The following is an 18,280-nucleotide window of genomic DNA, read 5'->3' as shown; positions in this document are numbered from 1 at the left end:
GGGGGTAGCTCGGCGCAGGTGGACCGGCGCGGGTCAGATCCGGCTGATGAGCCAGACCACGCCGAACAGCGCCAGCCCGGCTATCCCCAGCAGGACCAGCAGCATGAGCCCGACCGCGCCGATCGCCCTCAGCAGGTAGCCGCGCGCGTCGGTGTCGACGCGTCTGCCGTCGGCGATGGTGCGGTCGACCAGCCGCAGGTTCTTGGACGTGGCCTTGTGGGCGGCATCGGCGACGTCACCGACGAACGGGATCAGCCCGAGCACGGCGTCCACCAGGTAGTTCCAGCCCATCCGGAACAGGATCCGCACGGGCACCCGGTTGCGCACCGCCTCGGCGAACACGGCGGCCGCGAACACGGTGCCGACCGCGTCGCCGACCACCGGGACCAGCCCGATCACCGGATCCAGACCGACGCGATAGCGGGTGCCGGGGATGCGGACGAGGTCGTCGAGCACGCGCGCGAGACCGGTGGTGACCGGGGAGGCGCCGGTGCGGTCGACGGGTGCCGGGGCGGGGTCGGGACGGTCGGGGTTCACGGGCCCGAGCCTACGGTCCGCGCTCCCGGTGCGCCCGGGCCCGGGATCTGGTTTCGTGGAGAGATGATGCCCACGCCCGCCTCTCAGCCGAGTCGCCGCCCGCTGCGGCCCCACCGCGATCCCGGCGCGACCCGGCGCCCGGATCGTCGCGCCGGAGGCCTCGTGGCGGCGGCCCTCGCCGTCGTGCTCGTGGGGTCGGGGTGCGCCGCGCTGACCGGCGACACGGGCGCCGACGAGGTGGACCAGTTCCTGGCCGCCCTCAATCGGGGCGACGTGACGGGCGCGGCCGCGCTGACCACCGACCCGGCCGCCGCGGAGGAGACCATCATCGCGAGCGTCGAGGGGATGGGGTTGCCCGCGATCTCCGCGACCACCACCGGCGACGACGGGCGCCCCGACCGCGACCCGGTGACGGTGGAGATCACGTGGGACATGGGCGCCGCGGGCGCCGACGATGAGGGCGGCGAGAACGAGGGCGGCGCCGACGGTTCTCGTGACGACGACGAGGCGGGCTCCGGCCCGGCCGGCGGGGACGAGGCTGCCGGCGCCGGGACGCGCAGCGTGACCACCCGCGGCGAGGTGCGGACGACCGAGGTGGGCGACGAGTGGAAGGTGCAGTGGGCGCCGACGGTGCTGGACACCCGGCTGGCACAGGGGGGTCGGCTGACGTTCGCCGAGGAACTCGACTGGGACACCGACATCCTGGACCGGACCGGCGAGCCGCTCATGCAGTGGACCCCCGTCACGGCGGTGACGCTGGCACCCGACGCCGCCGGCTCCGCGGACGCGGTCGCATCGCTGGTCAGCGGGGCCGCACCGACGATCACCGGGCAGACGATCCGCGACGGCATGGCCGAGGCCGGCGACCAGCCGTACCAGGTCGTGGCACTGCGCCCCGCGGACATCGACCCGATCCGCGATCAGCTCGCCGCGGTGCCGGGCGTGAGCCTGCCGGAGCAGGGCCAGCTCATCCGCACCGACCGCGACCTGGACTCCCCTGCCCTCGACGGCCTGCCGAACGCCTGGACGGAGGCGCTGCAGTCCGAGGCCGGCTGGTCGGCGCAGATCGTCAACCCCGGGGCCGAACCGATCGAGATCGGGGGCGCCCCGGCCGGGGAGGTCGACGACCTCGTCTCGATGGTCCAGATCTCGATGCAGCGCGAGGCCCAGCGGGCCGTGGACGCCAGCGGGTTGGCCGCGTCGATCGTCGCCATCCAACCCTCCACGGGTGGGGTGCTGGCGGTGGCCCAGAACGCCGCCGCCGACCGGCAGGGGCCCGTCTCGCTGCAGGGCCGCTTCCCGCCGGGGTCGACGTTCAAGGTGGTCACCACCGCCGCCGCGCTCTCCGCCGGCGTCGTGGGCCCGGACGAGATCGTGCCGTGCCCGGCGTCGGTCACCGTCTCGGGCCGGACGATCCCCAACGACGACGACTTCGAGCTGGGCCCCGTCCCCCTGGAGACGGCGTTCGCCCGGTCGTGCAACACCACTCAGGCCGTGATCAGCGACCGGCTGCAACCCACGGCGATGAAGGACACCGCCGCGTCACTGGGCCTCGGCGTCGGGTTCTTCACCCCGGGGCTGAACACCTACACGGGGGAGGTGCCCGTCACCGAGCGGGGCCCGGGCCGGGTCGAGGCGGCGATCGGGCAGGGCGAGGTGCTGGCCAGCCCGTTCGGCATGGCGGTGATGACGGCGTCGCTCGCGAACGGTGGCCGGATGATCCTGCCGCAGCTCATCGACGGGATGCCCGCGGTCGCCGACGACTCCCCGGAGCCGCTCGACCCGGCCGTGGTCGACACCCTGCGCCGCTACATGGTGCAGACCGTGCAGTCGGGCACCGCGACGGCCGCGAGGTCCGTGCCCGGACTGGGCGGCAAGACCGGCACCGCCGAGGTGGGCAGCGGGCCGTCGCACGGCTGGTTCGTGGGCTTCACCGGGGACATCGCGGTCGCGGTCCTCATCGAGGGCGCCGACTCGTCCGGCCCGGCGGTGGAGATGGCCGCCGACTTCCTCGGGGGTGTCGGACAACCGGCACCGCTGGCCGCTCGGTAGTTTCGGCACATGCGCCTGCCCAAGGTCTCGCTCCCTGAATTGTCCCTGCCCGATCTGTCCCTGCAGAATCTGCCGCTGCCCGGCCTGGACCGGCTGCCGTTCTCGTCGTCGTCCCCCTCCCCCGCGGACACCCACCGCCGCGTCCTGGTGACCGGCGGTGCGTCCGGCCTCGGTCTGGCCCTGGCGACGGCGTTCCTCGAGCGCGGCGACCGGGTGATCGTCGCCGACCTCGCCCCCACCGGCGACCGCCCCGACTCCGTGCCCGCCGACGCCCACTACCTCCGGCTCGACGTGCGCTCGGAGGACGAGTGGCAGGCCGCACGCGTCGAGGTCGAGAAGATCTGGGGCGGACTGGACGTGCTCGTCAACAACGCCGGCATCGCCCAGGGCGGCCGCATCGAGATGCTCACCGAGGACGACTGGCGGCAGATCGTCGACATCAACCTGCTCGGCGTGGCGCGCGGATGCCGCACCTTCGTCCCGATGCTCAAGGCACAGGGCAGCGGTCACCTCGTCAACACCGCCTCGCTCGCCGGACTCGTCCACCCACCCACCATGTCCTCCTACACGGCGGTCAAGGCGGCGGTCGTGGCGATCTCCGAGAGCCTGCGGTGGGAACTCGAGCCGTTCGGCGTGGACGTGTCGGTGCTGTGCCCGTCCTTCTTCCGCACCAACCTCGCCTCGAGCCTCAACGCCTCCGACCCCGCCGCCAGCGGGTTCGCGAGCAAGCTCATCGACCGCTCCGAGCGGGGCGCCGACGAGATCGCCGCGGAGGTGATGACGGGCCTGGACGCCAAGCAGTTCCTCATCCTCCCCGACCCCGACGCCCGCAAGTCCTACCGCGCCAAGCGGTTCCTGCCCGCCGCGTACGCCAGGACCATGCTCGGCATGGGCCAGAAGTTCGCGGCGGCGACACGGGCCACGGGCGGGGCGGGCGCCACGGACGGGGCAGGCGCCGAGGCCGGCGGAACGGGCGCGTGAGCACCGGGGGCGGCCCCCGCTGGTACCGCCCGCTAGTACCCTGCGGGGCATGACCCCCTCGCACCTGCTCTCCCGCGCCGACCTCGATTTCCTCCTCCACGACTGGCTCCGCGTCGCCGAACTGTGCGAACGGGAGCGGTACGCGGAGCATTCGCGCGTGACGATCGACTCCGTGGTGGACCTGTCGGTCGAACTCGCCGAGAAGTACTTCGCACCCCACTTCCGCAAGGCCGACCTCACCGAGCCCCGGTTGGTCGGCGAGGACGTGGAGCTCATCCCCGAGATCGGCGAGGCGCTGGCGAAGTTCGCCGAGGCCGACCTCGTGGGTGCGGCGATGGACGAGCGGGTCGGCGGGATGCAGCTGCCCTACACCGCCTACCTGGCGTGCATGGCCTGGTTCTACGCCGCGAACATCTCCACCGCGGCCTACCCGCTGCTCACGACCGGCAACGCCAACCTGCTCATCGAGCACGGCTCCGACGAGCAGATCGAGCGGTACGTCAAGCCGATGATCGAGGGCCGCTTCACGGGGACGATGTGCCTGTCCGAGCCGCAGGCCGGGTCGAACCTCGCCGACATCACCACCCGGGCCGAGCCGCAGCCCGACGGCACGTACCGGCTGTTCGGGCAGAAGATGTGGATCTCCGGCGGCGAGCACCAGATGGCCGAGAACATCGTGCACCTGGTGCTGGCGAAGGTTCCCGGGTCGCCGGCGGGCACCCGCGGCATCAGCCTGTTCGTCGTGCCGAAGTTCCTGGTCGCCGACGACGGCACGATCGGCGAGCGCAACGACATCGTCATCACCGGCCTCAACCACAAGATGGGCTTCCGCGGCACGGTCAACACCATGCCCACGCTCGGCCAGGGCATGCACACCCCCGGCGGTGAGGCGGGCGCGGTCGGGTACCTCGTCGGAGAGGAGAACACCGGCCTCAAGAAGATGTTCACCATGATGAACGAGGCCCGGCTCGGCGTGGGCCTCGGCGCGACCGCCATCGGCTACACCGGGTACCTCAAGTCGCTGGACTACGCCCGGAACCGTCCCCAGGGCCGGCAGGTCGGGGCGGACCCGTCATCGCCGCAGGTCATGCTCACCGGCCACGCGGACGTGCGCCGCATGCTGCTGGCCCAGAAATCGTACGTGGAGGGCGCCCTCGCCCTGGGGCTGTACTGCGCGCGACTGGTCGACGACGAGAAGACCGGATCCCCGGAGGAGTCGGCGGCGGCGAAGATGCTGCTCGACGTCCTCACCCCGATCGCCAAATCGTGGCCCTCGCAGTGGTGTCTCAAGGCCAACGAGCTCGCGGTGCAGGTGCTGGGCGGGGCCGGCTACACCATCGACTACGACGTGGAGCAGCACTACCGCGACAACCGTCTCAACCCGATCCACGAGGGCACGCACGGCATCCAGGGCCAGGACCTGCTGGGACGCAAGGTGATGGCCGGTGGCGGGGCCGGGTTGGCCGCGCTGACCGGGCGGATCACCCAGGCGTGTGACCGGGCTGCCGAGGCGGGCGGGTCCGCGGCCGAGATGGCCGCGCTGCTGCGCCCGCGCGTCACCCGCCTCATCGAGGTCACCACCGCGCTGGCGGAGGTGGGGGCCACGGATCCGGAGGCCTTCCTGGCCGACGCCACCGAGTACCTCGAGGCCGCCGGGCATGTGGTGATCGCCTGGATCTGGGTCGAACAGGTGATGGCACTGGGCGCGCGCACCGACGACGAGGACGACGCCTTCGCCGCGGGCAAGCTCAGGGCCGCGGAGTACTTCCTGCGCCGCGAGCTCCCGATCGTCGACGCCAAGTTCGACCTGCTCGCCGCGGGCGACCGCACGACGCTGGACATGCGCGACGACTGGTTCTGACCTCTGGTTCTGGCCCGCTCCTGGTGGCCGGACCGCGCCCGGTTCGGCCGACCGCTCGGCGGCGACGCACGACGAAGCCCGGGCCGGCGCTCTCGCGTCGGCCCGGGCCTCGTCTCGTCTGGTCGACCTCACCGGATGGGCGGGAGTTCAGGGCACCCGTCCGCGGCGATCGGTCAGATCACTCCTCGGGGATGAGGACCTGGTCGATGAGGTAGACGGTGGCGTTGGCGGTCTCGACGCCACCGCAGACCACGTTGGCACCGTTGACCATGAGCTCGTCGCCGGAACCGGTCACATCGACGTCAGCGCCGTTGAGAGTGGTCTGCATCCCGGAGATCTCGTCGGGCGTGATCTGGCCCTCCACGACGTGGTAGGTCAGGATGCCGGTGAGCAGGTCGGCGTCGGTCTGGAGCGCCTCCATCGTCGCGTCATCGATCTGCGCGAACGCGTCATCGACGGGGGCGAAGACGGTGTACTCGCCGTTGTTGAGGGTGTCGACGAGGTTGACGTCCGGGTTGACGCCGCCGGACAGGGCGGCGGTGAGGGTCGTCAGCAGCGGGTTGTTGGAGGCGGCCGTGGCGACCGGCTCCATCGCCATGCCGTCGACCGAGCCCGGGCCCTCCGGGTTGGCCTCGGCGTAATCCGCGCACCCGGGGCCGACGAGCATGCCGGCCGGCTCGGCCTCCATGGACGAGGTCTCGGAGGAGGCGGTGGTGCTCATCATGGAGCTGGCGGTGCCCTCGGCGGTGGTCTCGGTGTCGCCTCCGTCGTCGGTCGAGCAGCCGGCGAGGACGAGTCCGGAGACCGCGGCGGCTGCGGCGATCGAGGCGACTCGGCGGGAGATCGTGATGCCCATTGTGCTGTCCTTTCGGTGGAGCCCCTGTGGTGTGGGGCTCTGTGCGGTGGGTCACCAGTGCTTCGCCGCCCCCCGTGATCCGGATGGGTCCGGGCCGAAAGTTTTTCTCGGGCCGCCAGCCGCAGCCACCTGCCGCCGCCCGTCACGATGGCGTCTCGCGTGAACAGATGCGCAGGCCAGACGCCCTCCCCGGGGGCGGCGGTCGCCGGCGCGTCCATCCGCGCGAGCAATGCGCCATGCGCGGGAGCGGATGCCGATCGCGGGGCGTCGGGGAGGTGTCCCGGTGACGCCGGGCACCGCGCGGGGTGAGGCCGCGCTGACTCCCGGGGGTCGCCGGGGGTGCGCCCGGCCGTGCAGGCCCGCCGGGCAGGCCGACCGGGCCGTCCGACCGGGCTCCGGCTCCGAATCAAGGACGTGAACACTCCACAGACCCGATCCCTCGTCGCGGCCAGAGCCGGCGCGGGCCTCCTCGCCACCGGTCTCGCCGTCGCGGTGGGTCATGCCGTCGCCGGAGTCGTGGCCCCCGGGTCGTCGCCGTTCCTCGCCGTCGCCGACTCGGTGGTCGACCGGGCCCCCTCCGCGGTGCGCGAGGTGACGATCGACGCACTCGGTACCGCCGACAAGCCTGCACTGATGGCCGGGCTGGCGGTCATCCTCGTCGTGACGGGCGTGGTGGTGGGCCTCATCGAGCGCCGGGGGCGCCCCGCCGGCACGATCGTGCTCGCCCTTTTCGGTCTCATCGGCACCGCAGCGGCGGTGACCCGGCCGACAGCGGGGCCGCTGTGGGCACTGCCGACGGTGCTCGGTGCGATCGTCTCGATCGTGGCCCTGCGGGCGATGATCGGCGCCCTGTTCCCCGCCTTCCCCGTCGCCGCAGCCGCCGGAGGCCCGGAGGGGGCAGCCTCCGCCCGCACCGCGGAAAGTCCCTCCTCGCCCGGCGCCGCCGCGGCGGAGACCGCGACGCGGCGGGATCCCGACCGTCGACGCTTCCTGGTCCTGGCCGGGTCGGCCGCGGCCGTCATCGCCGCGGCCGGTGCCACGGGAATGGCACTGACCCGCCGTGCCGCCGAGGCGGTGGCCGAACGCACCGGGTTGCGGTTGCCCCGGGTCCTCGCGCGGAACGCGGCGCCTGCCGTGCCGACAGGTGTGGTCCCGGATGCGCCCGGCGTGACCCCGTTCCTCACCGACAACGACGAGTTCTATCGCATCGACACCGCTCTGCGGGTCCCTTCGCTGAGGGCCGCCGACTGGCGACTGCGCATCCACGGGATGGTGGAGCGCGAGATCGAGCTCGACTGGCAGTCGCTGATCGACAGGGAGACCCGCGAGCGCATCGTCACCATGACCTGCGTGTCCAACGAGGTCGGTGGCGACCTGGTCGGCACCGCGAGCTGGACCGGCTTCTCCATCGCTGACCTGCTCGCCGAGGCCGGGCCCCTGCCGGACGCCGACATGCTGCTGTCGACGTCGGTCGACGGCTGGACGGCCGGTACCCCACTCGAGGCCCTGACCGACGGGCGCGACGCCCTGCTGGCCGTGGGGATGAACGGCGAACCGCTGCCGTTCGAGCACGGGTACCCGGTCCGCCAGGTGGTGCCGGGGCTCTACGGGTACGTCTCGGCGACCAAGTGGGTCGTGGACTGGGAGGTCACCCGCTTCGACCGGGCCAGTGCGTACTGGACGGATCGCGGGTGGGCGGAGCGGGGTCCGATCCGGACGGCCAGCCGCATCGACCGGCCCGCGCCGCTCGCCGAGTTGCCGCCCGGACCGGTCGTGGTGGCGGGCACCGCCTGGGCCCAGCGTCGCGGTATCGAGCGGGTCGAGGTCCGGGTGGACGACGGCCCGTGGCGCGAGGCGCAACTGTCCGAGGAGTACTCGGTCGACACCTGGCGGATGTGGTCGTGGACCTGGGACGCCGAGCCCGGTCTGCACACCCTGCACGTCCGCGCGACGGACGGGACCGGTCGGGTACAGCCCGAGGAGCGGCGGGAGCCCGTCCCGAGCGGCGCCACGGGCTGGCACAACCGGACGTTCCGGGTGGCGACGGCATGACCCTCGTAGAGATCCCCGCACCGGGAACACGGCCGCCCCGCGACCCGGACCGGATTGGCCCTAGACTGGTGACCGTGTCCGAGCCAGTCGCCCCGCCACTGACCGACCCGGGGCGCCTGCTCGAGCTCGCCTCCTCCGGTGACCTCCAGGCCTTCGGTCGCTTCTACGACCTCATGTCCCCGCGCGTCTACGGCCTGGCCCTGAGGGTCCTGCGGGACCCGGGGTACGCCGAGGAGACCGTGCAGGAGGTCTTCCTCCAGGTCTGGAAGCAGGCTGCCGACTACCGGCCGAGTCTGGGATCGGTGCAGTCCTGGGTGCTGACCATCACGCACCGTCGGGCGGTGGACCGGGTTCGTTCGGAGACGTCCGCCGCGCGGCGCGACGAGATGGACGCGGCGGCGGACTTCACCCGGTCCGGCGACATCGCGGAGCAGGTCACCGAACAGCTCTCCCGTGACGAGGACGCCGCGGAGGTCCGCAGATGCCTGGGGACCCTCACGGACAACCAGCGCGAGTCCATCGAGATGGCCTACTTCTCCGGCCAGACGTACCGCGAGGTCGCCGACCGTCTCGGCACCGCGCTACCCACGATCAAATCGAGAATCCGCGACGGTCTCCGTCGCCTGAAGAACTGCCTGGGAGGTGAGCTGTCATGAGCATTCGGCACCACGATCATCCGTCGCACCTGGGCAGCGTCCGTCCCGAGGACCTCGACCTCTACGCCCTGGACGCCCTGGACGATGACGAGGCCGAAGCCGTCGAGATGGCGCTGGTCAGCGCATCGGCCGAGGAGAAGTCGTCCATGCTGGCGCACATCGCCTCGACGCGTGAGGTCGTCGCCGGCATGGTCGCCGACGCCGGGCTCGACACCGCGCCCCCGCCGCAGTTGCGGGACCGCGTCCTGGAATTGGCCGCTGCCGGTACCCCCCGCGGGCCGGCCCGGCCGGCCGACGCCGGGGACACCGACCGGGATCAGCCCGGCGGAGGCACCGACGTGGTCGACCTGAGCCGGGAGCGCGAGCGCCGGCGGCCCGGTCCGCTGTCGTTCCTCGCCGCCGCGGCGGCCGCCGTGGTGCTGGTCGCCGGTGGCGTGACCATCGGTCGCATCACCGACGGCGCAGGGGGCGACAGCTCGGTGCCCGTCGCGGCCCCGCCGTCGATGCCCGGCAAGGTCACCTCGCTGCTGGCGGCGGAGGACCTCGCGGTGGTCCGCGGCCAGGTCGGCGCGACCGGTACCGCCACCGTCCTGGCGTCCAAGACGGCGGACATGGCGGTCATCTCGATGACCGACCTCCCCGAGCCGGCCACCGGCCGCGCCTACCAGCTGTGGTTGATGGGTGACCATGAACCCATCTCGGCGGGGACCATGGAGTCCGGCCAGGTCGGACCGTCGCCCTCGGCGCAGATCGACGGCATCCGGAACTCCGAGCAGATCGGCATCACCGAGGAGCCCGCGGGTGGATCGCCGGCGCCGACCGGTCAGGTCCTCCTGGCCCTCGATATCGACTGACCCGGCGGTCCGGCTGCGCAGGCGATGCCCGCGCGGGCGGCCTGCCCCTCGAAGGCCTTCGTCAGGCCTGCCACCACGGCCGCAGCGGCACATCCCAGGTCATGGTGTCGCCCAGCCGGACCGCGAGGATCTGGTGCAGCTGGATCTTGTTGTGTTCGAACCCGTACTGGCACGCGCCCATGTAGAGGCCCCACAGTTTGGCCATGGGCTCGCCGACCTCCTCCACGGCGTCGTCCCAGTGCTCGACCAGGTTGGCGCACCAGTCCCGCAGGGTGAACGCGTAGTGCTGGCGCAGGTTCTCCTCGTGCACCACCTCGAAGCCCGCGTTCTCGGCCTCCAGGTGCACGGTCCCCGCGCCGGCGAGCTCACCGTCGGGGAAGATGTACCGGTCGATGAACTGCCCCGCCTTGACCATGCGCGAGTTGTCCGGCCGGGTGATGCAGTGATTGAGCAGGCGCCCGCCGGGCCGCAGATAATTGTGCAGCCGGGTGAAGTAGTCGTGGTAGTTCTTGCGGCCGATGTGCTCGGTGATGCCGATCGAGCTGACGGCGTCGAAGTCGCGTTCGGGTACGTCCCGGTAGTCCTGCAACCGGACCTCCGCGAGGTCACCCAGTCCGTCGCGCGCGATCGCGGCCTGTCCCCACTCGGCCTGCTCCTTGGACAGGGTCACGCCGATCACCCGCACGCCCCGCGCGGCGGCGTAGCGGACCATGCCGCCCCAACCGCACCCCACGTCGAGCAGCCGGTCGCCGGCCTGGAGACCCAGCTTGTCGAACACCAGCCGGTACTTGTTCTCCTGCGCCTCCTCGAGGGAGGTGTCGGGGGCGGTGTAGCAGGCGCACGTGTACGTCATGGATTCCCCGAGGATCCACTCGTAGAAGCGGTTCGACACGTCGTAGTGGTAGCTGACGACCTCGGAGTCCCGCTCCTTGGAGTGTCGGCGCATCCCCGACACCACCCGCTTCCACGCGGGCTTGACCTCCATGGGCGGCGTGGGGAGGAATCTGATGTTCTCCGTGCCCACCGCCCGGGCGATCCGGGCGAGGGTCCGGGCATCGGGGGTGCGGGTCATGTGTTTGCGGAAGACCTCGAGCGCCCCGAACACGTCGTGGGGCGCCCCGGGGTGGACACCGTCCATCTCGAGTTCACCCATGAGGTAGGCCCGCGCGAGCCCGAGGTCACCGGGGGCGGTGACGAAGTACTGCAGCGCCTTCTCGCTCTTCAGCCGCAGCACCAGGTCACTGTTCTCCGGTCCGATCGAGGACCCGTCGTAGGCCTCGATCCGCAGGGGCGGTTCACCGGCGGCGAAGGCGCCGATGATCTCGCCGATCGTCATCTTCCCCGGGGCACCAGCGGTCCCCGCACTCGTCGTGGTCACCGTGCACCCACCGCCTTGTCGTAGAGGGTCGCGAACCTGCCCTCGGGATCGAATTCCGTCTTGAGCCTGCCAGCGTGGTCACCGCCGTAGAGCTCGGCGAACTCCTCGCGGGAGTAGAAGACCTCCGAGTACAGCGACTTGTGACCGCCGAGCCTGGAGACCTCCTCCTCGATGCGCCGGTTCCACGCCCCCTCGGCCATGCCGGGTCCGATCGGCGCGGACGACCAGAAGCCGATGTTGACGTAGGTCGTGTCCGGGGCCAGCGGGTACAGCGGCCAGGGCCGGTCGGAGCCGGGGCCGCCGCCCACGCCGGGCGAGGGGCTGGACTCGCGCAGGCGCAGCGGGCAGATCCACAGCGGCTCGATGGGCACCTCGCGCAGGAACCACCCGAGGAAGTCGGCGGTGTGGTCGATGGTGACCTCCACGTCCTGCACCACCCGCTCGCGCGGGCCCTCGCCCTTGAGCGCGCCGATCCTGTTGCCCAGGTCGTACTTGTGGTCCAACCCGATGATCTTCCAGTACGCCGAGCTCCTCAGCAGCTGTTGCGGCCACAACCTGCGGATGCGCGGATTCTGCACACCGAACGCCCGGGAGCACCAGAACCAGTCCGTGTCCCAACGCCAGAGGTAGTCGCGGATGGTCAGGCGGTCGCGCTCCACCGAGCCGGCGGGACCGCCGTGTTGGATCGAGCGGTAGAAGATCGCCTGCTTGTCGGACACCCCGGTGTAGTCCGAGACGGGCCCCGGCTCGTCGGTCCGCCGACCCAGGCACAGGTAGGATTCGTCGGCCGAGAACACGACCCCGTCGAGGAAGTCGACCTCCTCGTCGTCGTATCGCTCGTCCTCGCTGATCCGGGCCAGCGTCGACTCGAGCGCGGTGAGGGAGTCAAACCGTACGTGTCGCAGTTCCACGAAGCGCCTCACCGGTTCGAGCGCGATCCGCAGACGCACCGCGTACCCGAGCGAGCCGTAGGAGTTGGGGAAGCCACGGAAGAGCGCGCGTTCGCGCTCGGTGCCGTCGGGGCGGGCGGTGACGATCTCGCCGGTACCGGTGAGCACGTCCATCTCGAGCACGGACTCGTGCGGTAGGCCCAGGCGGAACGAGGAGGACTCGATGCCCAGCCCGGTGACCGCGCCACCGAGGGTGATGGTCTTGAGCTGCGGCACCACGTACGGCATCAGCCCGTGCGGCAGCGTCGCGTCGACCAGGTCCTCGTAGGTGCACATGCCCTGGACGTCGGCGGTGCGCGCCCCGGGGTCGACGGAGATGACGCGCGTGAGACCGGAGGTGTCGAGACCGGGCGACGACGACGAGGCGCGCGGCCGGAACAGGTTGGACGTCCGCTTGGCCAGCCGAACCGGTTCACCTGCGGGCACGGCCCGGAAGCTCTCGACCAGTCGCCGCACGCCTTCGTCATGTCGGGCGGTACCCACGACGAGTGGGTCGGCGAGGCTGGTGGCAGTTCCCATGCGCCCCACCCTAGTGCGGCTCGGGGACCCCGGCGCATGATCGGGGGATGGGTGCCGGCACCGGGGCGGGCCTCCACCCCGGTGGGCCGAACGCGTAGCCGAGCCGCTCGCCCCAGCTCGCGGCACCGCGGAGGTCCCGCCAGATGGCGACGTACTCGTGCGTCTGGAGCCAGAACGGGTTGTGCGAGGTCACCGGCGTCGTGAGCCCGTAGGTGGGCCGGTGGGTCTCGGGGCGGAAGGTGCCGAACAGGCGGTCCCAGATGATGAGGATCCCGCCGTAGTTGCGGTCCAGGTATTCGGCGTCGCTGCCGTGGTGCACGCGGTGGTGAGAGGGGGTGTTGAACACGAACTCGACCGGTCCGGGCAGCCGACCGATGCGCTCGGTGTGCACGAAGAACTGGTAGACGAGCGAGATCGAGAACCCGGTGAAGACCATCCACGGCGGCACCCCCAACAGCGGTAGAGGCAGCCAGGCGACGATCTCGCCGGAGTTGTTCCACTTCTGGCGCAGGGCGGTCGCGAAGTTGTAGTACTCGCTCGAATGGTGGGCCTGGTGGGTGGCCCAGACGAGCCGGATCCGGTGCGCGCCGCGGTGGTACCAGTAGTAGAGGAAATCGGTGCCGACGATCGCGAGGACCCACGTGTACCAGGCATCCGACGGCAGATGCCACGGCGCGAGGTAGACCCACACCGCCGCGTAGATCACCAGGCCGATCAGCTTCCCGACCAGCCAGAACGCCTGCGAGCTCGCTCCCATGAGGAGCGAGGTGACGGCGTCCCGCGGCTGGTAGCCGCCCGGCTCCCGGGCCTCGAGCACCCGCGCCGAGATCCACTCGATGGCGACGAAGGCGATGAACACCGGAAATGCCAGCAGCACCGGCTCGTGCAACGGGTCCGCCAAAGCCCCCAGCGCGCGGCCCAGCGACTCGGAGTACCCCGTCTCGTTCACGTCTCGATTGTGACACCACTCACAGACATTCGGGCAATCGGACCCGACCGGGCCGCACACGTGAATTACCCTCGCCACAGCACCGGCCCCGTGGGCCGGTATCGCACAACCGACTTGACGAGGAGGACCCACCGTGACCGTCACACCCCGGTCCGCACGGACCCGTTCCCGCACTCTCGCCGCCGTGTCCGGCCTCGCCGCGTTGGCACTGGCCCTGGGGGCCTGCGGCGAGGAGGGCGAGGCCGAGCAGGCCGTCGGTGAGGCCACCAGCGCGGTGGGCTCCGTCGCCGCCGAGGCCACGTCGGCGGTGGGTGACGCGATGAACGACGGCGGCGAGGGCGGCGCCACGACCGGCAACGGCCCGCAGCCCGAAGGCTCCGAGGAAGGTGGGGGCGAGAGCCCGAACCCGGACGAGGAGTTCCTGAACGACATCCAACGCGTCGGCGTGGACACGCCGGACGAGCAGGACTACATCACCCGCGGCCGTGACGCCTGCGCGTCGTTCGACGAGGGCACCGGCTACATCGACGTGCTCCAGATGTACAACGACGCCCATCCCGATGCTCCCGTGATCGAGGCACCGGCAGTGGTGACGGCCGCGGTCAAGGCGTACTGCTCGCAGCACCTGCCGCTCGTCGGCGACGGAGGCGAGAACGGCGGTGGCGAGAACGGCGGTGGCGAAAACAGCGGAAGCGAAAACAGCGAAGGCGCCTAGGACCGACCCCGTCAGATCCCGGCGCGGTCGAGCGCCTCGGCGGTGAGGCGGCGGCCCAGCGCGATCAGCTCGTCCGCCCGGTGGAAGTCGAACGTCGAACACGCGTCCGAGGGGACCTCCACCAGCACATCGGGGCGGTTGCCGGCCATGCGGTAAGCCGTCACGATGCTCTCCATCGCCTCGATGGTGTGGGTGACCACGTCGAAGATCCGTAGGGACCCGGGAAGGGATTCCTCGGCATCGGCGGCGACCTCCTGCTCGCCCTCGTCGACCACCTCTTCCACCACGTCAGACGGCTGACCGGGCACCCGGTTCCCGGCCGTCCCGTCGTAGACGCCGTCGACCGCGTCGTCGGCCACGTCACCGCCGGCGTCCGATGAGTCCTCGTCCTCCGGGACAGCCGGATCCTGGCCGAATCGCGCGGCGATCAGGCGCACCAGGTCGCCGTCGCGGACGTCCGCTGCGGCGGTCCGGATCCGGCCTGTCAGCGTGCCCGCCGGCCTCGCCCCGCCCGCGGCACCCCTCCGGGAGATCTTCGGCTCGGCCTCGGGGGACACCTCGTCCGGGTCCGAACTCTCCTGGAACGTCGACCCTCGGATCCCGGACCGGCGGCCCGTCAGCGAGACCGCGAGCAGCAGGTCGCTGTTCACGGGCGCCAACGGTTCCAGCGGGACGGGGTTGGTCACGCCACCGTCGACGATCAACCGCCCTCCGACCAACGCCGGGGTGATGACGCTGGGGATGGCGAACGACGCCCGCACCGCCACGTCCGCGGGGCCGCGGGTGAACCAGACCTCCCGGCGGGCCCGCAGATCGGTGGCGACGGCGGTGAACGGGATCTCGAGATCCTCGATGCGGACGTCGTCCAACATCGCCCCGATCACCGCCATGATCCTGTTCGCCCGGATGGCGCCGCCGCCCGCGAAGGAGACGTCGAGGAGCCGCAGGACGGCGGGCTGGGTCAGGCCCCGCACCCACTTCTCGAAGTCGTCGAGCTTGCCGGCCGCGTAGAGGGCACCCACGACGGCACCCATCGACGCCCCGGAGACACCGACCACCTCGTGTCCACGTGCCTGCAGCTCACGGATCACGCCGATGTGCGTGTATCCACGCGCCCCGCCCGAGCCCAGTGCCAACGCGACCCTCACAGGCGCCCCTTCCGGTCGAGTCCGACCACGCGTCCCCCGCGTGTCCGCCCCCAGTGTGCACCCGTCCCGTCCGGGTACAGGACGTCAACTCCACGGTCCGTGTCGTAGGTGGGATCTACCGTCAGCATCGCATCGAGCACCTGTTCGACGCCGGGCACCGGGCCCGATACACCCGCACAGAGGAGATCCCATGTCCCACACCGCCATCCCGCCCCGTACCGGCTCCGCCTACGCCCCCACCATCGACCGCGACATGCTGCGGGTCGCCGCTAACGTCGAGCGCTCCGGGATGCACGTCGTCCACGTCGGCGAGGGCTGCAACTGCGGCGACTGCGCCGCCACACCACTTCCTCCGGACGACAGGTTCGGCTACACCATCGGACTGACGGATCTGGGGCACCCCGAGTTGCTCGTGCGGGGCCTGCCGGCGCGGGAGACCGCCGATCTGCTGGGCCGGTGGGGCGAGACCGTCCTGGCCGGCCAGGTCTTCGATGCCGGGCACCTGCTGTGCGAGGGCTCCGGCGGCCCGACCTGGGAACTGGTCCCCGTACGCCGGCCGTCCCGCACCCTGCGCTGGGCGGGCAGGTACTACCGCACCTCCGGAACCGGGGGCCTGGCCGCGCTGGAGTTGATCCCGGCCCGCCGGCCGTGCCCCTGCGAGGGGTGTAGCTGACGGTCCGGGCCCGGCGGGGGTCGTCGTAGGGTCTAACCATGCCCCGTCACCAGCTGCACCTGGATGCGCGTTCGCCGTCGATCATCGTCCCGATCACCGCCGGCGACCTCACGCAACTGGAGCAGCAGGCCGCGGCGTTGGCCGACGATCCCGTGGTCGATCTCGTCGAGTGGCGGGTCGACCTCTACGAGCCCGCCCCCGCCCGGTCCGGGGCGGCCGCCGCCGAGGCCGGGACGTCGACCGATCCCGGCCCGGCGGTGGCGGCGCTCGAGGCCCTGGCCGGGCTGCTTCCGGACACCCCGATCCTGGCCACGTTCCGCACCACGGCCGAGGGCGGTAGTGCCGGGATCGCCGACGACGCCTACGTCGCGCTGGTGGCTTCTCTCGCGGCGACCGGCCTGGTGGCGGCGGTGGACGTCGAGTACAGGCACCCGCGGGCGGCACGGGCGATCGAGGCGGCCCACGCGCACGGCACCTCGGTGGTGGCGTCGAACCACGACTTCGATGCGACGCCGCCGGCCGCGGAGATCGTCGCTCGACTGGAGGCCATGGAGGCCGCCGGGGCGGACGTGGCCAAGATCGCCGTCATGCCCCGCTCGGCGGGCGACGTGGTGACGCTGATCGCCGCCACCGAGAGTCGCCACCGCGTCGCCGGTATCCCGCTGATCACCATGTCGATGGGCGCGCTGGGGGCGGTGACGCGGATCGGCGGCGGCACGTTCGGATCGGCGGCCACCTTCGCCACCGTGGGCGAGGCCTCGGCGCCGGGGCAGTTGCCGGCGGCCGGGGTGCGGGCCGCGCTCGATCTGCTGGGTTAGCCGTAGCGCCGCAGGACCTCCTTGCGGAGGCCGGAGGTGGCCACATCCGCGATGTGCTTCTGGGCCTTCTTGAGCATCACTCCGGGAAATTTGATCTTGAGGTCCACCTCGAGGTCGAAGACCACCTCGGTGGTGCCGTCGCCCTTGTCCGTCAGCACATAACGCGCGTTCTGCACATTCTGGGTGCTGCTCTCGACGAGCGACCAGCTCACCTCGCCGTCGTACCACTCATACCGCACGACCATCTGGTCGGTCACGCCGTACTGCGCGATCTTCTCCCACACCACGATCGGCCACCCCTCGTCGTCGGCCTCGCGGATCTCGACCTCGCGGTGGGCCTCCGACCAGTCGACGAGGGATTCGACGTCGGCGAGGACCTCCATGATCTCCGGGATGCCGGCCTCGATCGTGGTCACTGACTGCACTGACACTGCCATGGTCGCCAAAGTTACCCTCGCGGCCCGCCCGTGGTGCGAGGATCGGTCCATGATCGCCGCAGCCGGTCCCGGCGGGTCGAGCGCAGACCGCAAGGTCGCGTTGCTGCGGGGGATCAACGTGGGCAGGTCGGCCAGGATCGCGATGGCGGACCTGCGGGCCTGCACCGAGGAGTCGGGCTGCACGGAGGTGAGAACCGTCCTCGCCACCGGGAACGTCGTGCTCACCGACCCACGCACCGAGGACGAACTCCGGGCGGTGCTCGAAGCCGCCTACGCCGACAGGTTCGGCTACGACGCGGTGGTGCAGGTCCTCACCCGCGATGCGGTCGAGGAGGCGGTGGCGGCGTACCCGTTCGAGTCGCTCGACGAGCACCACGACTACGTCGTGTTCTCCGATGACCCGGCGGTCACCCGGGCGGTCGCCGAGGCGATGGGCGCGGCGATCGAGCCCGGCGGCACCGAGGTCGTGACAGCGGGATCAGGGTGCGTGTACTGGCGGGTTCCCAAGGGGGCGACGCTGAACTCGGCCGCCGGCAAGGCCTCCGGCAACCGAGCGCATGACCGTCACCTGACGAGCAGGAACCTCCGGACGCTACACAAGATCCTCGCGGTGGGCTGAGACGCGTCAGGGCCCTTGGACGGACGCGCCGATCGTGTCGACGAAGGCAGCGAGGGGCCCGAAGATCGCGGGGAAGATCCCGTCCCACATGGCCTGCAGCTGGGAGAGGTCGAACGGGGGCATCGGTCACGCTCCTTCTGTGGGAGGGGTGGCGTGCGGGCTCTCCGCCTGCGCCGGGTTCCCTTCCGCAGACAGGATCCTCTGCACACGTGCTCGGACGCAACC

At 71.5% G+C, this 18,280-nt stretch carries 17 protein-coding genes; 10 read left to right on the top strand and 7 right to left on the bottom strand.

Annotated features, from left to right (window positions below; translation table 11 throughout):
• Positions 1–33: 33 nt before the first annotated feature.
• Positions 34–537: a DUF4112 domain-containing protein gene (locus tag G6R20_RS09075; RefSeq protein ID WP_119192556.1), complete on the bottom strand. Its 504-nt coding sequence runs from the start codon at positions 535–537 to the stop codon at positions 34–36.
• A 63-nt stretch (positions 538–600) separates the two neighbouring features.
• On the opposite strand from G6R20_RS09075, the gene G6R20_RS09070 reads away from it, so the two are divergent.
• From G6R20_RS09070 to G6R20_RS09060, 3 genes are read left to right on the top strand one after another with little or no spacing between them, the layout of a single operon-like run.
• The gene (locus G6R20_RS09070; protein WP_240341357.1) at positions 601–2,589 is read left to right on the top strand and encodes a penicillin-binding transpeptidase domain-containing protein; all 1,989 of its coding nucleotides are present in this window, start codon (positions 601–603) and stop codon (positions 2,587–2,589) included.
• 9 nt (positions 2,590–2,598) lie between these two features.
• Positions 2,599–3,570, top strand: a complete 972-nt coding sequence (locus tag G6R20_RS09065) for an SDR family NAD(P)-dependent oxidoreductase (protein WP_163376194.1) — start codon at positions 2,599–2,601, stop codon at positions 3,568–3,570.
• A 49-nt stretch (positions 3,571–3,619) separates the two neighbouring features.
• Positions 3,620–5,431, top strand: a complete 1,812-nt coding sequence (locus G6R20_RS09060) for an acyl-CoA dehydrogenase (protein ID WP_163376193.1) — start codon at positions 3,620–3,622, stop codon at positions 5,429–5,431.
• A gap of 178 nt (positions 5,432–5,609) precedes the next feature.
• On the opposite strand, the gene G6R20_RS09055 is transcribed toward G6R20_RS09060, so the two are convergent.
• Positions 5,610–6,287, bottom strand: a complete 678-nt coding sequence (locus tag G6R20_RS09055; protein WP_163376192.1) for a fasciclin domain-containing protein — start codon at positions 6,285–6,287, stop codon at positions 5,610–5,612.
• Positions 6,288–6,701: 414 nt separating this feature from the next.
• On the opposite strand from G6R20_RS09055, the gene G6R20_RS09050 reads away from it, so the two are divergent.
• The 3 genes from G6R20_RS09050 to G6R20_RS09040 all read left to right on the top strand — a co-directional run bounded on the left by G6R20_RS09050 (position 6,702) and on the right by G6R20_RS09040 (position 9,849).
• A complete protein-coding gene (locus G6R20_RS09050) occupies positions 6,702–8,339 on the top strand; it encodes a molybdopterin-dependent oxidoreductase (protein ID WP_163376191.1) in 1,638 nt (545 codons plus the stop codon).
• A gap of 74 nt (positions 8,340–8,413) precedes the next feature.
• The gene (gene sigK / locus G6R20_RS09045; RefSeq protein ID WP_163376190.1) at positions 8,414–8,995 is read left to right on the top strand and encodes an ECF RNA polymerase sigma factor SigK; all 582 of its coding nucleotides are present in this window, start codon (positions 8,414–8,416) and stop codon (positions 8,993–8,995) included.
• Positions 8,992–9,849: an anti-sigma factor gene (locus tag G6R20_RS09040; protein ID WP_163376189.1), complete on the top strand. Its 858-nt coding sequence runs from the start codon at positions 8,992–8,994 to the stop codon at positions 9,847–9,849. The genes sigK and G6R20_RS09040 overlap by 4 nt, the downstream gene beginning before the upstream one ends.
• Positions 9,850–9,910: 61 nt before the next feature.
• Here G6R20_RS09040 and G6R20_RS09035 read toward each other — a convergent pair whose 3' ends face one another.
• From G6R20_RS09035 to G6R20_RS09025, 3 genes are read right to left on the bottom strand one after another with little or no spacing between them, the layout of a single operon-like run.
• Positions 9,911–11,227 (bottom strand): class I SAM-dependent methyltransferase, encoded by a 1,317-nt coding sequence (locus G6R20_RS09035; protein WP_205475807.1) that lies wholly within the window; start codon positions 11,225–11,227, stop codon positions 9,911–9,913.
• Positions 11,224–12,696: an FAD-binding oxidoreductase gene (locus G6R20_RS09030; protein ID WP_163376188.1), complete on the bottom strand. Its 1,473-nt coding sequence runs from the start codon at positions 12,694–12,696 to the stop codon at positions 11,224–11,226. Before G6R20_RS09030 ends, G6R20_RS09035 begins: the two co-directional genes overlap by 4 nt.
• A gap of 10 nt (positions 12,697–12,706) precedes the next feature.
• The gene (locus tag G6R20_RS09025) at positions 12,707–13,645 is read right to left on the bottom strand and encodes a sterol desaturase family protein (protein WP_163376187.1); all 939 of its coding nucleotides are present in this window, start codon (positions 13,643–13,645) and stop codon (positions 12,707–12,709) included.
• A 133-nt stretch (positions 13,646–13,778) separates the two neighbouring features.
• Between G6R20_RS09025 and G6R20_RS09020 the strand changes: the two genes are divergently transcribed.
• Entirely contained in the window at positions 13,779–14,360 is a 582-nt protein-coding gene (locus tag G6R20_RS09020) for a DUF732 domain-containing protein (RefSeq protein ID WP_163376186.1), read from the top strand.
• A gap of 11 nt (positions 14,361–14,371) precedes the next feature.
• Here the strand turns inward: G6R20_RS09020 and G6R20_RS09015 are convergent, their stop codons facing one another.
• Positions 14,372–15,508, bottom strand: coding sequence for a patatin-like phospholipase family protein (locus G6R20_RS09015; RefSeq protein WP_163376185.1), 1,137 nt, complete (start codon positions 15,506–15,508; stop codon positions 14,372–14,374).
• A gap of 190 nt (positions 15,509–15,698) precedes the next feature.
• On the opposite strand from G6R20_RS09015, the gene G6R20_RS09010 reads away from it, so the two are divergent.
• Complete coding sequence (locus tag G6R20_RS09010) at positions 15,699–16,181, top strand: DUF4262 domain-containing protein (protein ID WP_163376184.1); 483 nt, start codon at positions 15,699–15,701, stop codon at positions 16,179–16,181.
• A 38-nt stretch (positions 16,182–16,219) separates the two neighbouring features.
• On the top strand, positions 16,220–16,999 hold the full coding sequence (gene aroD / locus G6R20_RS09005; RefSeq protein WP_163376183.1) for a type I 3-dehydroquinate dehydratase: 780 nt from the start codon (positions 16,220–16,222) through the stop codon (positions 16,997–16,999).
• On the opposite strand, the gene G6R20_RS09000 is transcribed toward aroD, so the two are convergent.
• Positions 16,996–17,436: an SRPBCC family protein gene (locus G6R20_RS09000; protein ID WP_163376182.1), complete on the bottom strand. Its 441-nt coding sequence runs from the start codon at positions 17,434–17,436 to the stop codon at positions 16,996–16,998. The two genes, aroD and G6R20_RS09000, sit on opposite strands and share 4 nt — an antisense overlap.
• A 49-nt stretch (positions 17,437–17,485) precedes the next feature.
• Between G6R20_RS09000 and G6R20_RS08995 the strand changes: the two genes are divergently transcribed.
• Positions 17,486–18,055 carry a DUF1697 domain-containing protein gene (locus G6R20_RS08995; protein WP_163376181.1) on the top strand — a complete coding sequence of 190 codons (570 nt, stop codon included), beginning with the start codon at positions 17,486–17,488 and terminating at the stop codon, positions 18,053–18,055.
• Positions 18,056–18,280 lie beyond the last annotated feature (225 nt).

Source organism: Dietzia sp. Alg238-R159, assembly GCF_900537145.1.
GTDB lineage: Bacteria > Actinomycetota > Actinomycetes > Mycobacteriales > Mycobacteriaceae > Dietzia > Dietzia kunjamensis.
The sequence above is the reverse complement of the archived record's forward strand: the minus strand, read 5'-3'. Positions and strand labels throughout refer to the sequence as shown.